Below are 19,349 nucleotides of genomic sequence, written 5' to 3' on the forward strand. Positions count from 1 at the left end.
GCCGCAAGCCGCGCTGGCGCTTGACCAACGTCATGTCGGAATCTGGCGCAGATATTAGGCTTCACTTAAGTAAAGATGACGGGAGCGACGCCATGCAAATCCAAACCGATGCCGAAGGATATCTGGTCGAACCGGAAGATTGGAACGAAGATGTGGCAAAGGAACTTGCTAGGCGTGAAAATATCGAACTGACGGATGAACATTGGGAAGCCATGAATTACATGCGCTCCTACCTTCAGCAGCACAAGGTCGCCCCCGATGTGCGCCATGTCATGAAGCATCTAAGCCAAGCCCTGGGGTCCGGCAGAAACCGCGTTTTTGAGCTGTTTCCATACGGTTACGTCCAGCAGGCTTGCAAGGTGGCAGGGATGCGCCGCCCCAGGGCCTGGAGCACCGGCTGATTATTTTGGCGGTGCAATCCAGGCAGGATATTAAGGCGGGGAATATTTGCCCAGTCTGTCCTTTGTATATTCGGTTTATGTGAACTGCCTTTACTGCGGGCGGCTAATTCTTAATATGTTGACTTTCGTCAAAGCAAAAGACAGCCCGGTGAATTTATATGATAATCAGTTGAAAGATGCGCCCTTGGTGCGATGACGCACGAGTTGGGGCCGGAGATCGAAAGACGATGCCTGTCAGGAGCAAGAGAGCGGAACAGGATGGCAGCGGGGAGGGGTTCTCTGCCGAGATGATCGAGCAGATTCGCCGCCTGCACCTGTTTTCCAGCCTGACCCCTGCGGATGTCGGCCAGATTTTGGAGGGGGCCGAAATCGTCCTGGCCTCGCGCGAAACCGACCTGTTCATGCAAAACGACCCCGCCGATTGCTATTACATCCTGCTTTCGGGACAGGTTGCCCTGCTGGTGACCGACAAGGCCGGGCGCAAGAGCATCATCGAAGTCGTCAAACAGGGCGATACTTTTGGCGAAGAGGCGATCTTTGATCGTGGCCGTTTCCCCTTCGGGGCGCGCACCTTGGAAAAATCGCGCTTGATCAGGGTGCCCGCCGACGCCTTTTTCCAGAATATTTCAAAAGACTTCCGCTTCGTGCTGCTGATGATGGCCAGCATTTCCTCGCATTTGCGATTTCTGGTCAAGCAGGTGGGCGAATTGAAGCTGAAAACGACCGAACAGCGTCTGGCCAGTTACATTCTGGCCCTGGCGGGCGATCACGAGGGAAATCTGAAGATTCGCCTTCCCTATGACAAGAAGATCCTGGCCAGCCAGTTAGGGATGAAGCCCGAAAGCCTGTCTCGAGCCTTGGCCAAGTTGCGCGAGCAGGGCGTTTCGACGGTGGATGAAGGCATTTATGTGGAAAGCGTCGCGGATTTGCGAGATTACTGCAGCGATTCAGTGCTTTACGAATAGTTACAGCCGGAATCCGACCGATTCGGCTTGCCCCCCCGATTTGTCTTTCTATTCTCCCGCAGCTTGGCGATAATTTGCCGGTTGGCGGCGCCTGAACTTATCGTAACATCTGGAAAAGAAACAGAGAGATAAGCAGGTGGCGCGGAAATGGAGCGCTTGCGGTGCAGTCTACGGGAACGATCCTGAGCAGTCTGAAGACCGAGGATTACGAAGCGGTCAGCCACGTCGATCTGTTTTCCGATCTGACGCTCGATGAAGTGCAGCGCCTGTTGAAGGGGGCGATCGTCCGCTCGCATCCCAAGGGCGCCCTTCTGTTTTCCCAGGGCGACCCGGCTGACCGCTTCTATGTCGTCCTTGAAGGAACGGTCAAGCTGTTCAAAACCACCGAGGCCGGAGATCAGGGCGTGGTCGAGGTTTTCGGAGGCGGCCACTCCTTCGGCGAGGCGGCAACCTTTCTGTCCAAGCGCTTTCCCGTTGGCGCCGAAGTGATTGCCGACGCCAAGCTGGTTCATGTTCCGGCAAGTTCCTTCATTGCCGAACTGTCGCGCTCGCCGGATTTGTCCTTCAAACTTCTGGCTTCGCTGTCCCGGCATTATCGCAGGCTGGTGCGTCAGATCGGCCAGTTGAAGATGAAATCGCCCGGCCAGCGTCTGGGCTGCTATATCCTGTCACTGACCAGCGAAACGGAAGGTCCGGCAAATGTCGAACTTCCCGACGACAAGGGGTTGGTGGCTGGGCGCATCGGGATTACGCCGGAAAGCCTGTCGCGCGCGCTGACCCGACTTCGCGAAGTGGGGGTCCAATGCCAGGGCCGTCAGGTTGTGATCGACGACATGGCTGCCTTGCGCTCCTTTTGCAATGTCGAGGAAGACGAACCCGACACTTCGGACAAAAGCTGCGTCTCTTCCCGCTAATCTTGCGATCAACGTTTCATTCGAGCGCCGATTCTGCCGCCCTGCGTCTGTAGGGGGCTGATTCTTGCCTCGATTCCAAAGCAACTGGCGAATGGTTGACCAAGGTCAAATTTTTTAATTCCAAAGTCATTTACTCCAGTATTTGCGGGTGTCCGCTTTAAGGATGCTGTCTTCCGCCTGCGTTCGGGCAGCCCGCGTGACCTTTAAGACTGGCTAAATGGCGAGGGGAATATGAGCGAGCGCCTGTCAAAAACCGCCGCAAGAAACATCTTCTATGGCGGCACAATATTTTTCTTTCTGATGCTGATCGGCTTGGTGGCGCACAGCGTTACCTATGTCAGCACATCTTCGGATGTTGCAGGACTGAGTGAGTCTGTCGTACGCGGCAAGCATGTGTGGGAAAAGAACGCCTGCATCAATTGCCATACATTGTTGGGCGAGGGGGCTTACTTCGCGCCTGAACTTGGCAATGTCTGGGTCCGCTTCGGCGGCGATGCTGATGCCGAAGGAACCCGCGAGGCCTTCAGGGCTTGGTTCCAGGCCCAGCCCTCAGGGGCGCCGGGTCGTCGTCAGATGCCGCAATTCCATCTGACCGCACAGGAAACCGACGATGTCATCGATTTCCTGCGCTGGACCAGCCGAATCAAGACGCAGAACTGGCCGCCGAATATTGCGGGCTAAGCAAGAAGGAAAAGCGCTATGAAATATGCATCACAAAAAGTCTCGCTCTACTACTTTGCCGGAGCCCTGGTTCTGTTCATCGCCCAGGTTCTGTTCGGGGTGCTGGCGGGCTACGTCTATGTCGAGCCGAACTTCCTATCCACTCTTATTCCGTTCAACATCATCCGCATGATTCACACGAACGCACTGATCGTGTGGCTGCTGATGGGATTCATGGGGGCCGCCTACTATCTTATCCCCGAGGAAACGGAAACCGAACTGCACAGCCCCATGCTGGCCATCATCCAGTTCTGGCTGTTCTTCGTGGCCGCCGGAGCCGCCGTCGTCGGTTATCTGTTCGGCATCCATGAGGGCAGAGAGTTCCTGGAACAGCCCTTGCCGATTAAAGTCGGCATCGTCATCGTGGCCTTGATGTTCCTCTACAACCTGTCGATGACAGTGTTGAAGGGGCGCAAGACCGCCGTGGCCAGCGTTCTGCTGCTGGCCCTGTGGGGCGTTGCCGTCTTCTTCCTGTTCGCCTTCTACAATCCGTCCAATCTGGTGCTCGACAAGACCTTCTGGTGGTGGGTCGTGCATCTGTGGGTCGAGGGCGTGTGGGAATTGGTGATGGCTTCCATCCTGGCCTTCTTGATGATCAAGATGACCGGCGTCGATCGCGAAGTGGTCGAAAAGTGGCTTTACATCATCATCAGCCTGACCCTGTTCACCGGCCTGTTGGGCACGGGGCACCATTACTACTGGATCGGCACGCCAGGCTACTGGCAGTGGATCGGCTCGGTCTTCTCGACGCTGGAAGTCCTGCCGTTCTTCGCCCTGGTGGTCTTCACCTTCTACATGGTGTGGAAGGGCGGCCGCGAACATCCCAACAAGGCAGCCTTGCTTTGGTCCTTGGGCTGTTCGGTGTTCGCCTTCTTCGGCGCCGGCGTGTGGGGTTTCATGCACACCTTGGCTCCGATCAACTACTATACGCACGGCACGCAGATCACGGCGGCGCACGGCCATCTGGCCTTCTACGGGGCCTATGTCATGGTCAATGTCGCGATGATGACCTATGCGTTGCCATACCTTCTGAAGCGCGAGCCATATAACCAGTTGCTCAACATGTGGAGCTTCTGGATCATATCGGCAGGCGTTTCGTTCATGACCTTCACGTTGACTTTTGCCGGTGTGGTGCAAACCCATCTGCAACGCGTGCTGGGCATGAATTTCATGGACGTGCAGGACCAGATGGCGCTTTTCTACTGGATGCGTCTGGGCGCTGGCGTCGTTGTGCTGATTGGCGTGCTTTTGCTGGTGTGGTCGCTGATCATGCCGGGCGGCGCCAAGAAGAGCTCTTCCGCTGCCCTGCAGGCGGCGGAGTAATTTCCGGAGAGCGGAATTATCCGGAAATCTGAGGGCCGGCAGCTGACCAATCTCGGCTGCCGGCCATTTTTTTCCAGGCTTCGTGACCTGCGTATCGTTGGAGATTCTTATGCCTGTCAACCTTTCCGCTGCGAAAGACGCGACCACTTTTCATGCTGACGGGGGTGTTCCCTATTATGTGCCGATGGGCGGCGAATGCGCCTTGTTCGAGCGTGCCTACAAGCACCGCCTGCCCTTGTTGCTGAAAGGGCCGACCGGTTGCGGAAAAACCCGCTTCGTCGCCCATATGGCGGCCAGAATGGGCCGCCCGCTCTATACGGTGTCCTGTCACGACGATTTGACGGCAGCCGATTTGACGGGCCGCTATTTGTTGAAGGGCGGTGATACGGTTTGGGCCGATGGGCCTTTGACCCGCGCCGTTCGTTCGGGCGGAATCTGTTATCTTGACGAGGTTGTCGAGGCCAGGAAGGACGTCACGGTGGTGCTGCATCCCTTGACCGATGACCGGCGCCTGCTTCCGTTGGAGCGCACGGGCGAACTGATCGAGGCTCCCCCTGAATTCATGTTGGTCGTATCTTACAATCCGGGATATCAGAACATTCTGAAAAGCCTGAAGCCTTCGACGCGTCAACGTTTCCTGGCCATCGAATTCGGCTTTCCGCCCGAGGCGGCAGAGATCGCCATCGTTTCCAAGGAAAGCGGCTTGGCCGAAGAGCGATGCGAGCCGCTGGTTCGTTTGGCGCGCCGTCTGCGCGACTTGAAGGGACAAGACCTGGAGGAAGGCGTTTCCACGCGTCTGCTGGTCTATTGCGCCACTTTGATCCAGTCCGGCATGAAGCCTTCTGACGCCATACTGTCGGCCATGATCGAGCCGCTGACCGACGAGCCTGACATCAAGGCGGCTCTGCTTGAAGTGGTCGCCGTCACACTGGGCTAAAGGAATTTGGCGTGTCCTTGCATGATCTGCTCGACCCGGAAGAATTCGTAGGCAGGCACTGGCATCGTTTGGTCGGCAATGCGGCAAGCTATGCCCATTATCCCGACGAAGCCGTCTTGCTGAACGGCATTCGGCCCATGCTGGCGGTGTTTTTCCGGGCGTTGGGCGGCAGTCGCGGCATTCAACTGGCGGGCAGCGGCGACAGCAATTCCGGCCATCGTTTGACGTTTCGCCAACGTTTGGGCATGCAAGCCGAGCGGTTGAGCAGGCCAACCTTGGATACGCAACTGCTGACGCTGCCTGCCTGCATCGATCTATTTCCAGACCGCGCTCTGAATCGCGATCTGTATATATGGCTGGCGGCGTTTTTTGCGCATGCCGCTCCATATTCTCCTGTTGAAAATGCAAATCCTTTGGTCGCTGATCTTGTGTTCCTGCGCCGAGCCAGGGAGACGACGAAGCGCGCCCTTGACGCATTGCCTGGACTGAAACCGCTACATGCGCGTTTATGCGAGGCGGCTTTGGCGGCGCGTCCCGTTAGACGTTTGCCGCGCATGGAGGCGGCCGTCGAGGCGGTGGTGATGGGCCTGCTAAGCGGCAATCCGCCGGACAAGGCCAAAGCAAGGGAATGTTGGGCGATTGTCGAAGGCGGGCAGGCGTTCACGCTTCCAAGCCCGTCCAGTTACCGATCTTTTCTTCCGGTGCCTTTGTGGGGAGAGATCGTCAACACCGTCCCCATCTTGCGCCTTGACAACAACGAGATAGAACAGGGTGCGAAGGAAGAGGAGGAAGAGAGCAAGAAGCGAAAGGCCAAGCGCGAACGCTATGATCAGGCGGACCGCAAGGACCCGCTGGCCCTCAATCCCTTCGAGAAAATCCTTTCCTTGGCCATGATGATCAATGTCAGTCGTCCAATTGACGATGACGACGAAGAGGAAGCCAGAAAGGCGGCGGAGGAGATCGACGAGATCACCGTCACCACCCACGAACGCAAGGCTGCCTCCAAGCTGAAGCTGGATCTCGATCTGGGGATCGACGCCGTCGATCCAACGCCTATTCAGGCCAAGCTGACCTATCCGGAATGGGATTGGCGCCGTCAGTCATATTTGCAAGATTACTGCGCGGTCTTGCAAGGAACGGCCAAGGAAGAAGGCGAGCTGTGGAAACCCGACGCCGCCGCCAGCCAGCGCATTCGTCAGGTGCGCCGCCAATTCGAAGCACTGCGTCCCAAACGCGAGGTCTTTCGTCGCCAGCCGGACGGCAACGATATCGATATGGACGCCATGGTGCGCTTCAGGTGCGACAAGGCGGCGGGCGGCACCGAGAACGCCAATGTCTATCTGGACGCCCGCAACGCGGCGCGCGACATGGCTGTGATGTTTCTGGTCGATGTCTCCTTGTCCACGGACAGCTGGGTTGAGAACCGCCGCGTTCTGGATGTCGAGAAGGAAGCCTTGACCATCCTGACCCATGGGCTGGAGGCTTGCGGCGACAGCCATGCGATTATGACCTTCACGTCGCGCAAGCGCGACCATGTGCGTATCGAAACCGTCAAAGGATTCCAAGAGCCTTTGTCAGATCTGGTGTTGAAGCGCATCGCGGCATTGAAGCCTGGTTATTACACCAGGATCGGCGCCGCCATCCGCCACGCCACCGAGATTCTCAACCAGCAGCCCCATCGCCACCGCTTGCTGGTCGTACTGACCGACGGCAAGCCGAACGACGCCGACCATTATGAAGGCCGATACGGCGTGGAAGATACGCGCCGCGCCGTTCAGGAAAGCAGGCGCGCCGGCGCCGCGGTGTTCGGCATCACGGTCGATCGCAAGGCGCAGGACTATTTCCCGCATATCTTTGGGCGCGGTTCCTACCACATCGTGGGACATATCGGCCGCCTGCCTGCCGCCTTGCCAAAAATCTATCGTCAGCTTGTGGGGTGATGGCGCGCCATGTCGCAACTAGACACAAGTCTGCACGAGGAGAAAGGCTGGGGTGCTTTGGATGCACTGCCAGGCAATCCCCTGATCTGGGTGCTGATCATTTCCGAACTGCTGGTCTTCGGCGCTTTCTTTCTGGGTTACATCGTGGCCCGAGCGCTTGACCCGCAAATGTTCAATGACTCGCAACTGCAACTCGACCGGTTGTTGGGCGGGCTGAATACGATGGTTTTGATCACGTCGGGCTATCTGGCTGCGCAGGCCGTCAGATTGCGGGCGGAAGACAAGATCGGCGCGTCGCGCCGCTGGCTGGCTGGCGCCATGGGCGTAGGCAGCGTTTTCCTGATCATCAAGGCCATCGAATATGGCGACAAGATCGAACAGGGAATCGGCCTTGAAACGAACACGTTCTTCACCTTGTTTTTTTTAATGACCGGCTTTCACATGCTGCATGTGGTGCTGGGGCTGATCATCCTGGCCATTGTCGGCGTGCACAACAGTCTTGAGAATATGGAAACCGGCACGGCCTTCTGGCACATGGTCGATCTGATCTGGATCATTCTTTATCCGTTGGTCTATCTGATTCGCTAGGGAGAGGATTGATGCCCACGCACAGGTTGCTTTTCCAGACATGGCTGATTCTGATGGGGCTGACCGCTCTTTCCTTGTTCAGTGGAAGGGCGGGCGTTCAAGACCCCGGATCGCTGGGCATCGCCTGGGTGGTGGTTCTGCTGGCCGTCACCTTCTTCAAAACGCGTCTCGTGCTGATGGTGTTCTTGAATTTGAAATCGTCCACACCCGGCTGGCGGGGATTCTTCATGGCGTTTCTCTTGGGCATCTTGTTGCTTCTGCTGGCCGGTTACGCCGCTGCCCGCCAAATCAATTGACCTTTTTCAATTCCTGCCCCAGCGGCTTGTCGACATGCTGAATGTGATCAAGCAGCCAGAATTTCAAATAATTCTCCAGCAACTCTTCCAGTTCCTCGTAGCGGCGCGACGCCACGTCGCGGATGACGCTTCGAAGATCCTCCAGCAGATGCGCATGCAAGGCCAGATGCGAGTTCATGTTTTTGTAGCCAATGGCCGTCATTAGCCGTTCTTCATAGGCGAAGTGAATTTCGATATGTTGAAGGACGGCCTTCAATAGCGCGACCACCTCATCCAATTGCGTGCGGCTAATCAGGCTGGCATGTAGGAGGTTCAATTGATCCGCCAATATTCTGTGCTGATCGTCGATCGTCGGTTCGCCGACCAGAAGGGAATCATCCCATTCGATCAATTGTGGTGGACTATTCTCAGCCATGCGCACTTCTTCATTTTCTTTCGTGGGGCGGGTCGCCAAGCATGCGTACCCCTCACTTGCGAACCGGACAGCGCCTTCAAGCATCCAGCGATAAGTTATAACCTATATAGTCGTCATAAAGGGGTATGCCAAGGCGTGACGCGAATGAGCAGGCATGCAAGCGCATGATGGCGTTTGCTCTGCTAGCGCATTGTTATTCAACGATGTTATTGGTGTGAGACGCTCGCCCCAGGAGACCGTTTGCAAGCCGGGCACCTTTAGGCTAAGTTGCGCCCGTCCCTATTGGGGCCCGCGCAGCCGTAGCTCAGCTGGATAGAGTACTGCCCTCCGAAGGCAGGGGTCATGGGTTCGAATCCCGTCGGCTGCGCCAAATTTCTCCAATAAAATCAATGCATTATAAAATCTCCTGGCTGGGTCTGGAGGGTCATATATACTTTGCGCTCCAATTGCGCTCCACTTGGGCAAAGGAGATTGGAGCATGGCATCGGTTCTTCCACGCAAAAACCGAGATGGCCAGTTGATCGGCTGGCAGGTTCGGGTGAGGAAGAGGGGCTATCCCCTCGTTGTCGAGACCTTCGATAGAAAGGTCGATGCTGAGGCTCGGGCCGTGATCATCGAGTCCGAGATGGTCCGCCACGTCTATGTGGACCGCTCCAAGGCCGAGCAGACCACATTGAAGGATGTCATCGAGCGCTATATCGAAGAGGTTGCCCCGACGCATAAGGGCGGCAAGGAAGAGGCCCTGCGCCTGAAGAAAATTCTGCGCGACGATCCCAAGCTGGTTGTGCATTCCCTGGCGGCACTGACCACTCGGCACTTCGAGCAATACCGGGACCGTCGTTTGAAGGAAGTCTCCCCCGGCTCCGTGAAGCGGGAGCTGGGTATGCTCCATTGCGTGATCGAGTTTGTTCGCAAAAGCCACGGCATGATCGAGAACCCGGTGTCCGATGTTCGCCGCCCCATCGTTCGGGATGCCCGTGACACCAGGCTTAGGCATGGCGATCAGGAAAAGCTGCTTGAGGCCTGCCGGGAATCAAAGAACCCCTGGCTAGCGCCTGCGGTCATCCTGGCCTTGGAAACGGCTATGCGGCGAGGTGCCTTGCTTTCTTTGCGCTGGGAAGACGTGGATTTTGATCGCAAGGTGATCAAGGTCCAGGAGACGGAAAGAGGCAAGCCGGTGCCTCGTGAGGTGCCGCTTTCGCCTACGGCAATAGCAACCTTGAAGGCGCTTCCACGGGCGCTATCGGGCGATATTCTGCTCATCACAGCAGAAGCACTGAAACAGGGCTTCGAGCGGGCGAGGGATCGCGCTGGGCTTAGCCATCTTCGCTTCCACGATCTGCGCCACGAAGCCACCAGCAGGCTTTTTGAGCGGGGCTGGAACGTGATGAAAGTCGCCGCAGTTACCGGCCACAAGGATCTTCAGTCGCTTAAGCGATATACAAATCTCAGGGCTGAGGATTTGGCGAAGGAGTTGGGGTAGTTGTTGCTGAGGTCGTAGCAGATATCGGCCACAAGACCATGCACATGGCCATGCGCTATACGCACCTGCTGGCCGAGAAGCTGCGTGAGAAGTTGGGGTAACGTAGGTGCATATATCTCCCACCACTGAGATTGGAGAGAGCAATGCAAAATTTTATTGATGAGATAAGAGATAACAGGGGGGGGAAGTATGCCCTTCCCTACCATGCCCACTGGAACGAGACTGTGTGGAGAAGTTATTTCAGAGATGCAGGTGATGAAGACACTTCTGTTTCTTTAATGGAAGCTGGCGTCACATTTGGGTCGATGTGCTCGAAGCACTGGCAAGAAATCGAGAACCTATCAAAGCAGCTCTCACATCCCGCTCATCTTTTTAGAGAGACGGTTGCAGCTGCTAACTACGAATTCATGAGGCGGGCAGCACAAGGCATGCCTCAATATGACGAAGAATATGTTGATCCATTTAAAGGAACTGCGTTGTCATATGAGGACTTATCAGACTCAATTTCTGACCTATACTTTAAACTTCGCAAGGAAATGAAGGCAATAAGCGTCAAAATTGACCTCCCTGATTCCTACGCCTCAAGTGACAGACCTCTCGGGTATGCGGTCTTACATCATCTACAGCAGATAACCGTACTGCGGTTCTGTTTTGAAAAACGCCTCTTTCTGAATGCAACCGTTGTCATTAAGGAAAATCACATCGAAGTAAAATCTGATAACGGAAATGTGGAAGAGTTCAATCAGCGTAGATGCGTAACCACACTACTTGACTGTGACAATGAGATGTGGGGGGTAAGAGAAAGCACCAGAATGCCGATTGACATCATTATGCATTTTGCTCCGTACAAAGTTATTGTAGCTGTGGAGAACAACGGGAATAGGCCATATTTCAGCTTCGATTTTGTTTGCAACGATCCTTTCCGTTCACGCTTGTTAAGCCAACGAAAGCGCATTGAATCGGAATATCTTTTTGAGACGTTAGGTGCAGACGGCCAGCAAATTGCCTTTGCTTGGGACGTTATCCACTCTCTGTGTGATGTGGTTCTAAGAAATCCTCAGTCTGAACTAACTTTAGCCGAATTTAGGAAGTCTGATTTAATTAAGATGATACAAGAATGCCTTGGCATAACCGTACAAAAAGCCCGCAAAGCCGTTGATTACCTGACATTAAGCGTCGAGGCAGTCGATGGGGTTTGGTCACGCCCCCTGCTGCCAGTTGATAACACCCACATCCAGATTTTGTATCCTTCGGTACTATCAATAAGTCCCTTGCGCTTTCTTCACCTGCTTGTCGCCAACATGCAACTTCGGAAAGAACGAGGGCATATCTTTGAAAAGAAGGCATTTAAGCAAATTGTAGGGTTCAGTCGATTAAACCCCTATGCAGCTGACCTGGAGATTCTCGAGCGCGATCACCCCATCTATAAGCTTATTGGGCATAAGAAATATGAAACTGACTTTTTTGCAAGGCTAGGAAGCACACTTATCATCGCAGACGTGAAGAGTATAACGCATATCGCTGGGCCAAGAGAATTCTATCACGCAAAAAAGGCGATTATGGAAGGCGTGCGTCAGGTTAAGACAAGAATTAAGCGCGTTGAAGGGATAAGGGATGAATTGCTGGCACACTTGAATTGCAAAGAGTTTGAGATATTCGGAATGGTCATAACCAGCGAAAAGTTTTTTGCAGGAGCCCAATATGATGGAGTGCCCATCATTGATTTGATGTCTCTAATCTCATTTGTACGTGATGGGAAATTGAAAACAGGCGTAGCGATTGGGGATGGCCTGCCTCTTAAAACTATTGAAGCCTACGAAGACAAGCACTCATTTAACGATGCCTTTTTTAACCACGTCAGGTCCCCTCTTCAAGCCTCTCTAATGTATGCTGGTCTTAAGCGAGAACAATGCAGGGCAAACGTTTCAGGGACAGAATTAGTCTTTGACAGATACATTCGTGATCGAGGGCAAATTGATGATTACGTTAGCAAGCTTTGAAGCGTAGACATAGAAAACCTACCTTTCAAATACAGACCGCAGCGCAGCAACTGATGAGCCACAAGAGGCCCATAATTCCGGAGCAAGCGCACAAAGGGTGCTAATGTGCGCGTGTAGTCTTTGAGCATCCTCATTAGAGATATCATTGAACGCAAGATCATTCATACAGCTCCCAACGCATTCAGACCACCCCTGCAAGTCAGAGCGACTTGCACAGGCAACCATAGCAACACGAAATGAGCTATCCACGTCCAATTGCTCCGGAAAGAAACGCCTGCATTTCCTGAGAAGGATGAATAGGCAGTCTGCAAGCTTGTGATGACGATATGTAGCCGCTATTGCCGCCAGACCAACAAGAACGTGAACTAAAAGATTCTTATCTCCATCACTCTCTAGCTGATAGTCTAAACCTGCAATTGTCTCTGCTGCTGCGCTCACAAGCTCATCCGAGATGCGAAAAACAAGCGCAAAGTTTACAAGATCGAGAAGCGACATCGCGGTGATATCAGCTTCCTGCAGCCCCAAAGAAATGTTCTCCGCCTTCTCATAAGGCAGTTCCATCAAAGCGACACCTCCACCCTCTAAAGGGCCTGGCTGAGCCGCTAGAGCAAGGTCAACAAATTTTCTAAGACTGCCATCGGTATCATCAGTAACAAGCCCATTTAGCTTAGCAGCTTTAATCGCAGCGTCATTATTAAGGCCAGCGTAAACAATCCTACCAACAAGCTCGTTTCTAAGTTGGTCAGGAAGAATCAGCTCTGGCTGCCATCTTGGCTCAACTTGAAGATCAATATACCCCTGCATCAGATAGAAGTGCCCTCTTGCGCTTAGTGCCCACTGAGAAAAATTTGAGGCATCAGCGCCTGTTGATTTGATACACCTAGAAATTAGTGCTGCTTGGGCGATGGCAGCCAATTTGCGCCAGTATGGTGGCCTTGACGCAAGCAAGCGTGAGGCTGCAATTTGTCCATAGACAAAAATTATGATGTTTGAAAATTGTTCAAAAATTGGCTTCCCTTTGTCTGTGGCGAGTGCTGAAAACATTGACCCAACAAGCTGTTTAAGGGGTCCAATCAATTCGTGGGTTGTTTCTGATCTAACAACTCCAGCTTCTATCGCTGAGGAGCACGAAAGGATATCACCTTCAGTTAGCAACCAAGTGTAACACCTTAATAGCTCCGCATCGTCATGCATGAGTGAATCCAGAAGCGTACAAAGCTTTGGGTGCGCAGTTAGCAGCAATGAAAAAAGATACCCCTCAAACGGCCGCCATTTGATTAGTTCAGCCATGTGCGTTGGCGCTACCCGTTCGACATAATCCTCTAGCGTCTGTTCATCACCATATGGGCCAATCAGCCGATCAAAATAGTCAAGGGAGTTAGGGACTAATGTGCTTATTAGTGTCGCTCCAGAATGCATGCCATCTTGAATCAGTGACGCAATTGATACTGGGGTGTTGTTAAGGTCGTCGTGTATGTCGTTGAGCTCATCATCACTGGGGGCTCTAGCTCTTAGCAAATCGCTCCATCTCTCCGCGGACGTTCTCGGTAAATTCACTCTGCCGACTTCTGCACAAAAGGCATTTAGACGTGTCTCTGTGTTGGGAGATAGAAGCAAAAGATGCGGAACTGAGAATCTTGTTTGATTTTGGGTCAAGGATATTGTTGGACGCTCGACATTAGTCTCAAATTCAACACGCCAAGAGTGGCCTGTTGTATCTAAAACTTCACTTTCGCTAGCAAAGCATTTTCTGACTGCATCGAGGACGTTTGATCTTTGAAAGGAAATTCCGCTATCACCAAAAGCTAGAACCGCATCAACCTCAACAATCACGCCCAATTTATTCTCATGATTTGAGTCGGAAATGATAGGGTCACGTAAAAATTTAGGGAGTTGATCGATTGCTGCGATTACTGCTGACCTGAAAATATATGCATCTTTAGTCATGGCTTGCTAAATCCTTCGCCATGTCGCGTGCCAGCTGCAACATAAGCTCACGCGAGTATGAAACTAGCAGAGCGAACGTCTCAGGGTGAAAGCTCTTTAGATCATCAACAATGTTTTCTTCAATCCAATCAACAAAGGCATCACGCTTATCATGTGGCATGTCTAAGACCGAAACAATTACACCAAGAAGGTTCGAGGCATATGCGCTATGGGGGAATGAGTGCTTGTTCCCAGTTGCAGACGCAGCGAACCCCCTAATATCAAGCAGACCAAACAGCCACTTTGAAATTGCAGATGCTCGTTGCTTATCAGGTACAGTCGTCCAGACATGCTTTAAGGTTTGAACAATAACATTCTTGTTTCTTAGTAGCCAAGGCACCTCAAGAGGGATCTGGAGCATCTTACTCATCTGCACCTTCAGAAATGACTCGCGAATTGCTCTAAGCTCAGCGGTTTCCTGGAGGATGCTGTTTTCAACTGCAGCATTCTCGATATGATATGTAAGCTCATCAGCACGAAGTGGCATGAGTTGATAACCAGACATAAGCATGAGTGTTCTGCATGCAAACAGCTTTTCTATCGTTATGACTTTTCTGCGCGATAAATCATCAACAATATCTAAGCTTGTTAAGATTGGTGTGCTGTGGTTCTCGAACTGCACAAACATATGTCGATTAATGCATCGATCTTCGACAGCAAACGCGTCCACCGATGCATCAAGTCGTAATACTCCGAGCACAGGCTGCATGCTAACTTCATCATTCTCATCAGAGACACGCGCTCTGACAGCAAAAACACGGCCGTCATTCATGCCGCGCGACAAATTGTATCTAATGGACTCAATCAAGTCATTTTGCGTCTGAGCAAGCCCTTCAAGCTCGATAAGTCGACTGGACTGCGTAAGTTCATCCTCGAGAATATATGGCACCAATCCAATCGACTTAAGCTTGTGTAGCGTGTTTGTCGCCATTAAATATGTAATTGAAAGGCCATCAAGATATAGCTCCGCTCCATCAACTATCTCGGGCTCGCTTGGCCATTTACGCTCATGAAGTTTCAGATACGAGAGAGCTTGCCTTTCCTCCTCTAGAGTTAGCGCCCCCTTAGACCGAAGCTTTGCTATCAATGTTTGGCAACTACACAGATGTTCATAAAAGTTTGAAAGCTCGGCCTCCTCAGCCATTAGCGAGCCAGCCTTGTGAACTGGTGAGGAACGTATGACGTATCGTCTAGTGGCACTCTCACCGATAGTTTTGTCCCTAGCCGTTACTAAAAGATCTGCGAGCTCTGTACCAACCTCCTTTATAAGTGAAAGATCCCGCTGTAGTGGGCGTTGCAGAATTTTGAGTGAACCGTTTGTAACAAGCTTACTAATAAGGTGGGCATCTTTGAATTTGCTTGGCTGATGAAACATGGCACGTTGACGTTCGCTGAATAGCCAGCCAAACATAGACGCCGGAATAAATATTGCCTTATAAGTTGTTATAAACTCCTCAAGAAGTTCCAATCGTGCCAGAGTTATGATTGTGCCGATGTCAACTCCAAGGGAATCAAATTTATTTGGTTGAGCATCCTGTCGCGCACCACTGAAGGCGAAAAGATTGCTTCGACGACGTGGATCGCGCTCTTCCTTATTGGCAAGTGACTGAAGAATTAGGAATTCTATCAGCGACCTGTTTAGCAGACGTGCCGCCCCAATTGCGGGGATGCCTCCATCATTCAACTGCTTCCATATGCGCTCTTCGTGTTTATCCCAATTCGGCTTTAAGTTGACAATTTCGTGCATCGACACAGACTTAATCGGACCATCCTCACCGGATAATTCAGCAGCGCGCGTGAGCCATTCACTAACAGCTTGCGTTTGCTCCCACCCAGCTTGAACTGAGATAAAATATGCGCTGGCGAGAATATTTGGATTGTCTGGTGCAAGTTCGGCAGCGTATTTGATAAATTCGAATGCATGCGGTGCATTCATACTTTGGGCTAGCTGTCCCGCAGACAACATTTCATTTGCACTACGATGTGCGCGCCGGTTCCACTCGCTGTTTGTAAACTCTACAAGCTCATCCCAGCGGCCAGTTGAGATTGCAATGTTAACTCTTAATTGTCTGTCATTTGCATCATCACGGTCAGCTGAAATTTTATTAAGGACAGCAGACGCTTCATCAAAATGCCCCTCACGAAAAAGTGACCATGCCCAAAGTCTTTTTAGTTCGACCGATTGTTTAATTAAGTTTCTATGTTTTGATAATTGCTCAAAAAGTCTTGCGTGTTGGGATGTCATTTCAAGTGATCTTACGACCGGCATAAAATCTTCAATGGCCCGTGTTTTCTCGAACAGCAGCTCACCATACTTATGAAGCTCATACCAATTATTCTGCTCTTCCAGAAATCGCACGAGGTTAGTGAGGTCGCGAATCTCGCCGGTTTCCTCAAACATTCTCTTTCTCTCTGAAGCTGGATCTGCACCTTCTGCTTCAGCAATAATTCTCAATAGCCTCTGCTGATCTTTGTCACTCAATCCATCTGCTGTTGCAACGGCAAGCATATCCTTTGCGCTTTGGACTTTGCCACATTGGCAATGAAGTTCAATTTCTATCATTTGAATTGAGCGTTTCTGGAGATGCTCATAGAGCAGCTCTCGGTGAAGCGCTATGTAATCAGCCGCCTTACTCGGCCCATCCTGGGCAAATACTAAAGAGAGGCGGGCATAGGCCTCATCAGCCCCTCCCTTTCCTGAGAGTGCGATACGTCGCTCTATTTCTTGCTCGATTGCATCAGCATCCAAATCAATTCCAAACTGAAGAGCTAAATTTACCCGGCGCAAAGACTGGTCATAATTGCGCATGCTTGCGCGCAGTTCCTCTAGTCCCTGCAAATGGGCAGCAGGATCTCGAAGTTTTAACCAAAGAGCCATGTCAGAAGCGAGATTTGCAGCCTTGGCAACGCCCATTAATTGGGCAAAATCAGAAAGGCGGGTAAACAATGAGGCAGCCTCTCGTCTTGCGCTCAGAGCTATCTCATCTGCGGCAAGTGGAAAACCCCTGGCTTGAAAGGGAACTTGGGAGAGCAGATGCGTACGATCTTGTTCTGGAACTGCCTGTAATAGCTTTGCATATGCAACTGCGTAAAGCAGAATTGGGGTCTCAGATAAATCGCTTTCCGCAACTTGATCAGCTAGCTTAGCTGAATAATTCCACTCCTCTGTCTCAAGCAGGTTAGTTAAATGCAGATATTTTCCTTCTGAATCGAAATCACAGAATTTAATATCCGCTCTTTGCACCCAGAGATTTGCCTCTTTCTGGCCATCGCTAAGCCTCACTATCCGCAAAGCTGCTGAGCGTGCAGCTTGAGAGTTAATTAATGCCAGCATCCTTAGAGCTGAGGTCTTATCGGTTGTCGATATTATGAATGCTTCTGCAATTTGTGCTTCTTCACAAATTCCAAGCTGCCTCGACTTTGTAAGCAACTCTCTAGAGCGACTGACGTCACTAAGAGAAAGATAGCGAGCACATTGTGCTAGGGCTTTTGCGCGCACAAGAGTAGTGCCCCCCGAAAGATCAGCATCTTCGACCATTATCGCAAGTCGGGTCGCCTCTTCCTGGCTTGAAAAGCCAGATAGAAAGCGAGCTTTACGAATTCGCTCGACCTCATCTTCAATCTGCTGGTCAGAAATATGTTGGAAAAACTTATGACGCTGGATTGCTGCCTGACACTTAAATGCCTCAGCAGTTTCTTGCTGAAACTTCGCTTCGTGCGATTGTTTCCAGTTTTTTAAGGTTTCTGCAGGGTATGTCTCATGCTGCTTGTCTATCAGTATGTGGTGATGCCCACATAACAGAATAAGATTGTCGAGGCCATTACGTTCGTCCTCAGTAAGCCCTGGCTTTCCTCGAGGCCCATTATCTGCTGCCGCATATATATGGCAGATCTGACCTAATACTGCTTTATCACTTTCTGGGGTCGCAGAGCTAATAATTGGATTCGTGCAGTCAGGGTGAGCGCACTGATTGCCGCTTAGGCCAAAGAGCAGCTTAATTTCTCTTTCTGTGTATTTTCTGCCGACTGATGCCATTACACTTGCCGCCTGATTGAAGTCTGATACGCAGTGAGAGAAGGATAAGTGCTTATCGGTGGTTACATATCGAATCGCAATTCATAGGCTTTTCTGTCAAGAAGCTCGATAAATGAGTTTCCATCTGTTATGCCGCGTATGTCTTCTAGAGAGAGGACGAGGGTATATGCATTTTCTGCGTCGAACATGGCTTTAATTTCGCGGAGTGCGTCCACACCAGAGTCCTGCCCTGTTACGCCGTTCTTTGAAAAGATAATGCCCAATCTAACTTTGCATTTTCTTAGTTTTCCTTGAAAATCGCGTACGTTGGCAGCGCCAACCGGCTTTCTCCAATTCTTGCACTCAACCAGACAATAGCGCCCCATCTCCTCAAACAGTGGGACCATTTTCTGGGTCTTATCGTATTCAACTACCAGATCGATTTCACTGCTTCGAGTTCTGAGATTGTTGAACTTACAGCTCAGAGGTGGTGTTGCGTTAAAGAGATACGCTGCCAACTTTTCAAGCGTCTCGCCCTTCTCTTTACTCGCTTTTGCGTCCTCAACGGCTTCGATTAGCTTGACCAACTCAGTTTCCGAAATTCCTTTCTCAGTCAGTGTTTCTGTCTGCGCTTCGCGCACCATGGACTTAAGAAGATCTTCAGCCTCTGCGTCAGACAGACTTTGTAGATCGTAGTGTTTCTGGTGCTTACCTGATATATGAATTATCGATTTTGGTGTTAGTACAACGCCGGTGTGGCAACCAAATTCGTCAAGATATCGGCGCAGTTGGTAAATTGCGTCCCCGGGATTTGCAGGCATTTTCCTCTTTAGCTCAAGCACAACCCATGGCTTGGTCTCAATTGACTTAGATAGAACGGCATCTGCTCGATACCGCCCCCCATATTCATAAAATGTCTGATTTTCGTCGTAATTTAGAATCTCAGCGATACGAGGCACCACGCTCTGAATAAAATCAATTTCCTTGTCATACGATTTTTCAGTCAGTTCATGCAAAAAATCTGATAGCTCCTTCTTTGACTCGCTAAGATATCTCTTTAATTTGGGTTGACCAGAGGTAGGGGCGAATATCCTTCCGTCCGCGCTCAGTTCTTCAGCCCTTTCCTTTTTTATGCGCCAGTGGCGTCCCTTAGGAGGAAGTTTGCCATGCAACTCGTACTGCAATATTGGTCGCTCGCCTTGCGCGGTTAGATCTACAAGCACATATGGACCCTTTGGGTCGTTATCCAGATTAATATACCCTTTAGAGTGCCATTCATTTGCAGCCATAATTTCCCGCCTTTTCAGATAAAGAACTCCATTCTATTGATCTCACTGTGCTGTATTTCCCTTCCCACCACCCGCAT

15 protein-coding genes and 1 tRNA gene are annotated in these 19,349 nt (G+C 51.5%); 12 read left to right on the plus strand and 4 right to left on the minus strand.

Features of this window, described 5'->3' with window-relative positions; translation table 11 throughout:
• Positions 1-92: 92 nt before the first annotated feature.
• From HQL44_09220 to HQL44_09260, 9 genes are all read left to right on the plus strand, one after another.
• Complete coding sequence (locus tag HQL44_09220) at positions 93-401, plus strand: TusE/DsrC/DsvC family sulfur relay protein (GenBank protein ID MBF0268762.1); 309 nt, start codon at positions 93-95, stop codon at positions 399-401.
• A 287-nt stretch (positions 402-688) separates the two neighbouring features.
• On the plus strand, positions 689-1,366 hold the full coding sequence (locus tag HQL44_09225; protein MBF0268763.1) for a cyclic nucleotide-binding domain-containing protein: 678 nt from the start codon (positions 689-691) through the stop codon (positions 1,364-1,366).
• A 161-nt stretch (positions 1,367-1,527) separates the two neighbouring features.
• Complete coding sequence (locus HQL44_09230) at positions 1,528-2,280, plus strand: cyclic nucleotide-binding domain-containing protein (protein ID MBF0268764.1); 753 nt, start codon at positions 1,528-1,530, stop codon at positions 2,278-2,280.
• Between the two features lie 231 nt (positions 2,281-2,511).
• Entirely contained in the window at positions 2,512-2,961 is a 450-nt protein-coding gene (locus HQL44_09235; protein ID MBF0268765.1) for a cytochrome c, read from the plus strand.
• 18 nt (positions 2,962-2,979) lie between these two features.
• Positions 2,980-4,323 (plus strand): cbb3-type cytochrome c oxidase subunit I, encoded by a 1,344-nt coding sequence (locus tag HQL44_09240; protein MBF0268766.1) that lies wholly within the window; start codon positions 2,980-2,982, stop codon positions 4,321-4,323.
• Between the two features lie 109 nt (positions 4,324-4,432).
• Complete coding sequence (locus tag HQL44_09245) at positions 4,433-5,260, plus strand: CbbQ/NirQ/NorQ/GpvN family protein (protein MBF0268767.1); 828 nt, start codon at positions 4,433-4,435, stop codon at positions 5,258-5,260.
• 17 nt (positions 5,261-5,277) lie between these two features.
• Positions 5,278-7,200: a VWA domain-containing protein gene (locus HQL44_09250; GenBank protein MBF0268768.1), complete on the plus strand. Its 1,923-nt coding sequence runs from the start codon at positions 5,278-5,280 to the stop codon at positions 7,198-7,200.
• Positions 7,201-7,209: 9 nt separating this feature from the next.
• A complete protein-coding gene (locus HQL44_09255) occupies positions 7,210-7,788 on the plus strand; it encodes a cytochrome c oxidase subunit 3 family protein (protein ID MBF0268769.1) in 579 nt (192 codons plus the stop codon).
• A gap of 11 nt (positions 7,789-7,799) precedes the next feature.
• Positions 7,800-8,084: a cytochrome C oxidase subunit IV family protein gene (locus HQL44_09260; protein MBF0268770.1), complete on the plus strand. Its 285-nt coding sequence runs from the start codon at positions 7,800-7,802 to the stop codon at positions 8,082-8,084.
• Here HQL44_09260 and HQL44_09265 read toward each other — a convergent pair.
• On the minus strand, positions 8,077-8,499 hold the full coding sequence (locus HQL44_09265; protein ID MBF0268771.1) for a hemerythrin family protein: 423 nt from the start codon (positions 8,497-8,499) through the stop codon (positions 8,077-8,079). The genes HQL44_09260 and HQL44_09265 overlap by 8 nt on opposite strands.
• 293 nt (positions 8,500-8,792) lie before the next feature.
• Between HQL44_09265 and HQL44_09270 the strand changes: the two genes are divergently transcribed.
• From HQL44_09270 to HQL44_09280, 3 genes are all read left to right on the plus strand, one after another.
• Positions 8,793-8,869: transfer RNA gene (locus HQL44_09270), tRNA-Arg, on the plus strand.
• A gap of 108 nt (positions 8,870-8,977) precedes the next feature.
• Entirely contained in the window at positions 8,978-9,982 is a 1,005-nt protein-coding gene (locus HQL44_09275) for a site-specific integrase (GenBank protein MBF0268772.1), read from the plus strand.
• A 143-nt stretch (positions 9,983-10,125) separates the two neighbouring features.
• A complete protein-coding gene (locus HQL44_09280) occupies positions 10,126-11,982 on the plus strand; it encodes a hypothetical protein (protein ID MBF0268773.1) in 1,857 nt (618 codons plus the stop codon).
• A gap of 18 nt (positions 11,983-12,000) precedes the next feature.
• Here the strand turns inward: HQL44_09280 and HQL44_09285 are convergent, their stop codons facing one another.
• The 3 genes from HQL44_09285 to HQL44_09295 form a co-directional block, all read right to left on the minus strand.
• A complete protein-coding gene (locus tag HQL44_09285; protein MBF0268774.1) occupies positions 12,001-13,929 on the minus strand; it encodes a hypothetical protein in 1,929 nt (642 codons plus the stop codon).
• Complete coding sequence (locus HQL44_09290; protein MBF0268775.1) at positions 13,922-18,004, minus strand: hypothetical protein; 4,083 nt, start codon at positions 18,002-18,004, stop codon at positions 13,922-13,924. Before HQL44_09290 ends, HQL44_09285 begins: the two co-directional genes overlap by 8 nt.
• A gap of 62 nt (positions 18,005-18,066) precedes the next feature.
• Positions 18,067-19,272, minus strand: a complete 1,206-nt coding sequence (locus HQL44_09295) for a restriction endonuclease (GenBank protein MBF0268776.1) — start codon at positions 19,270-19,272, stop codon at positions 18,067-18,069.
• Positions 19,273-19,349: the final 77 nt, after the last annotated feature.

It is taken from the genome of Alphaproteobacteria bacterium (genome assembly GCA_015231795.1).
Lineage (GTDB): Bacteria > Pseudomonadota > Alphaproteobacteria > Rhodospirillales > WMHbin7 > WMHbin7.